This is a genomic window from Aquabacterium sp. UBA2148 (assembly GCF_002328915.1).
GTDB classification, from domain to species: domain Bacteria; phylum Pseudomonadota; class Gammaproteobacteria; order Burkholderiales; family Burkholderiaceae_C; genus Aquabacterium; species Aquabacterium parvum.
Genome location: NZ_DCXA01000206.1, coordinates 23258 through 26058, shown reverse-complemented (window position 1 = coordinate 26058; position 2801 = coordinate 23258). Strand labels below are relative to the sequence as shown.

Genomic DNA, 2801 nt, shown 5'->3' with positions numbered 1-2801 from the left:
GCGGTGGATCCAGCCCGTGGTCTTGCCCAGGCCGTCACCGACCTTGCTGGCCTTGCGCTGCAGCAGGTAGACCTGGCGCGGCGGGGTGTCCAGGTGCGGGGCCTTGACGCCACCGCGCTCGGTGTAGCTGGTGTCGATGCCCCACTCGGCGTAGAACTTCTGGGCGTCGATGCTGGGGCTGGTGCCTTCGTGCGTCAGGAACTCCGAGACGTCGAAGCCGATGCCACCCGCGCCGATCACGGCCACGCGCTTGCCCACGGGCTTCTTGTCGCGCAGCACGTCCAGGTAGCTCAGCACCTTGGGGTGGTCGGCGCCGTCGATGGCGGGGGTGCGGGGGCTCACGCCGGTGGCCAGCACGACCTCGTCGAAGCCGCCTGCGGCGAGCTCGTCAACGCCCACGCGGGTGTTCAGCTTGAGCTGCACGCCGGTGAGCTCGATCTGCTTGCCGAAGTAGCGCAAGGTCTCGTAGAACTCTTCCTTGCCGGGGATCTGCTTGGCCACGTTGAACTGGCCGCCGATCTCGCTGGCGGCGTCGAACAGGGTCACGCTGTGGCCGCGTTGGGCGGCGGTGGTGGCAAAAGCCAGGCCAGCGGGGCCGGCGCCCACGACGGCGATGCGCTTCTTGGTCGATTGAACCGGCTCGATCTTCAGGATCGTCTCGTGGCAGGCACGCGGGTTGACCAGGCAGGAGGTGATCTTGCCGCTGAAGGTGTGGTCCAGGCAGGCCTGGTTGCAGCCGATGCAGGTGTTGATCTGATCGGCCCTGCCGGCGGCGGCCTTGTTGACGAAGTCGGGGTCGGCCAGCAGCGGGCGCGCCATCGACACCATGTCCGCCTGACCCGAGGCCAGGATCTGCTCGCCCACTTCCGGCGTGTTGATGCGGTTGGTGGTGATCAGCGGCAGCTTGACCTTGCCCTTGAGCTTTTCGGTGACCCAGGCGAAGGCGGCACGCGGCACGCTGGTGGCGATGGTCGGGATGCGGGCTTCGTGCCAGCCGATGCCGGTGTTGATGATGGTCGCGCCGGCGGCCTCGATGGCCTGGGCCAGCTCGATCACTTCTTCAAACGACGAGCCACCATCGACCAGGTCCAGCATGGACAGGCGGTAGATGACGATGAAGTTGGGGCCCACGGCTTCGCGCACCTTGCGCACGATCTCGACCGGGAAGCGCATGCGGTTGGCGTAGGAGCCGCCGTACTCGTCGGTGCGCTGGTTGGTGCGCGCGGCGATGAACTCGTTGATCAGGTAGCCCTCGGAGCCCATGACCTCGACACCGTCGTAGCCTGCGACCTGGGCCATCTTGGCGCAGTTGGCGAAGTCGTCGATGGTGCGCTTGACCTCTTCGGTGGTCAGCTCGCGCGGGGCCATCGGGGCGATCGGGGCCTTGATGGGGCTGGGGCCGACCAAGCCGGGGTGGTAGGCGTAGCGACCGAAGTGCAGGATCTGCAGGGCGATCTTGCCGCCGGCTTCGTGCACGGCTCTTGTCACCACCTTGTGCTGCTCGGCTTCTTCGAGCGTGGCCAGGCGGGCGCCACCGGGGTAGGGGCGGCCGTCGTCGTTGGGGGCGATGCCGCCGGTCACCATCAGGGCCACGCCACCGCGGGCGCGCTCGGCGTAGAAGGCAGCCATGCGCTCGAAGCCGTCCTTGGCTTCTTCCAGGCCAACGTGCATGGAGCCCATCAGCACGCGGTTTTTCAGCGTGGTGAAGCCCAGGTCCAGGGGGGCAAGCAGGTGCGGGTAGGCGCTCATGGTGGGGTCTCGCTCGGTCTGTTTCGGTGGGTGAAAACGTCGGGATGCCAGCCGGCATGGGGCCAGCTATGCAACCAGTTGCATGAATGCGGGGCAACTTTAGACCAATCGCACCAGCTATGCAACTGGTTGCATGGTTAGATGCGTCGCGTCTAAACTGTTTGCATGTCCCTGGCCCACGCACTGCTGACGTCCCTGACCGAGAAGGCCTCGTCAGGCTACGACCTCGCCCGCCGTTTTGACAAGTCCATCGGCTACTTCTGGCGGGCCACGCACCAGCAGATCTACCGCGAGCTGGCGCGCATGGAAACGGCGGGCTGGATCGCCTCCGAGGCCGCCCCGGACGGCGGACGCACCCGCAAAAAGCTCTACACGGTCCAGCCCGCAGGCCTGGAGGAGCTCAAGCGCTGGGCGCGCGAGCCGGCCCCTCCCGTCGAGATGCGCGATGAGCTCATGGTCCGGCTGCGTGCCGACGCCGCCATCGGGCCGCTGGGCATGGAGGGCGAGATCGAGCGCCGGGGCCAGTTGCACGCCCAAAAGCTGGCGGCCTACCGCGCCATCGAGGCCCGGGACTTCCCGGCTGGCAAGCCCTTGTCGCGCGAAGCCAGGCTTCAGCACCTCATCCTCAAGACCGGGATCATGTACGAGGCCGGCTGGCTGGCCTGGTCCAAGGAAGCCTTGGCGGTGCTGAAAGAAGATGCCGTGGTCCGCCCTGTCGGCGGTTGACGGCGCACGCGGGGCTCGCCCGCTCGATGTCACCGCAGAACCAGGTCAGCTGACGCTCAGCCGCCCGAGGGCGTGTGGTCCATCACCAGGCGATCACGCCCATCGTGCTTGGCCTGGTAGAGCGCCCGATCGGCGAGCGCCACCATCGTCGACAGGTCTCGCCCGTCCATGGCTGGGCGCCCCAAAGACACGCCAGCGCTGATCGTCACGACGTCGCGCGTGGGCGAGGCCTCGTGGCGCAACTGCAGCGCGCGCACGGACTGCAACAAGCGATCGGCCACCCGGTGGGCGACCACCTCGTCGGTGTGCGGCAAGAGCACGATGAA

3 protein-coding genes are annotated in these 2801 nt (G+C 67.4%); 1 reads left to right on the top strand and 2 read right to left on the bottom strand.

Annotated features, from left to right (window positions below; translation table 11 throughout):
• Window positions 1-1749 (bottom strand): NADPH-dependent 2,4-dienoyl-CoA reductase (locus tag B2W70_RS11490; RefSeq protein WP_286745812.1); only part of this gene is annotated, 1749 nt, incomplete at its 3' end.
• Between the two features lie 165 nt (window positions 1750-1914).
• Between B2W70_RS11490 and B2W70_RS11485 the strand changes: the two genes are divergently transcribed.
• Window positions 1915-2475, top strand: a complete 561-nt coding sequence (locus B2W70_RS11485; protein WP_058087923.1) for a PadR family transcriptional regulator — start codon at window positions 1915-1917, stop codon at window positions 2473-2475.
• Between the two features lie 56 nt (window positions 2476-2531).
• Here B2W70_RS11485 and B2W70_RS11480 read toward each other — a convergent pair.
• On the bottom strand, window positions 2532-2801 hold a 270-nt coding region (locus B2W70_RS11480; RefSeq protein WP_286745809.1), incomplete at its 5' end, for a diguanylate cyclase domain-containing protein.

Excerpts from the sequence above, each read along its gene's own strand:
- B2W70_RS11485 (WP_058087923.1), top strand. The coding sequence starts at position 1,915 with ATGTCCCTGGCCCACGCACTGCTGACGTCCCTGACCGAGAAGGCCTCG.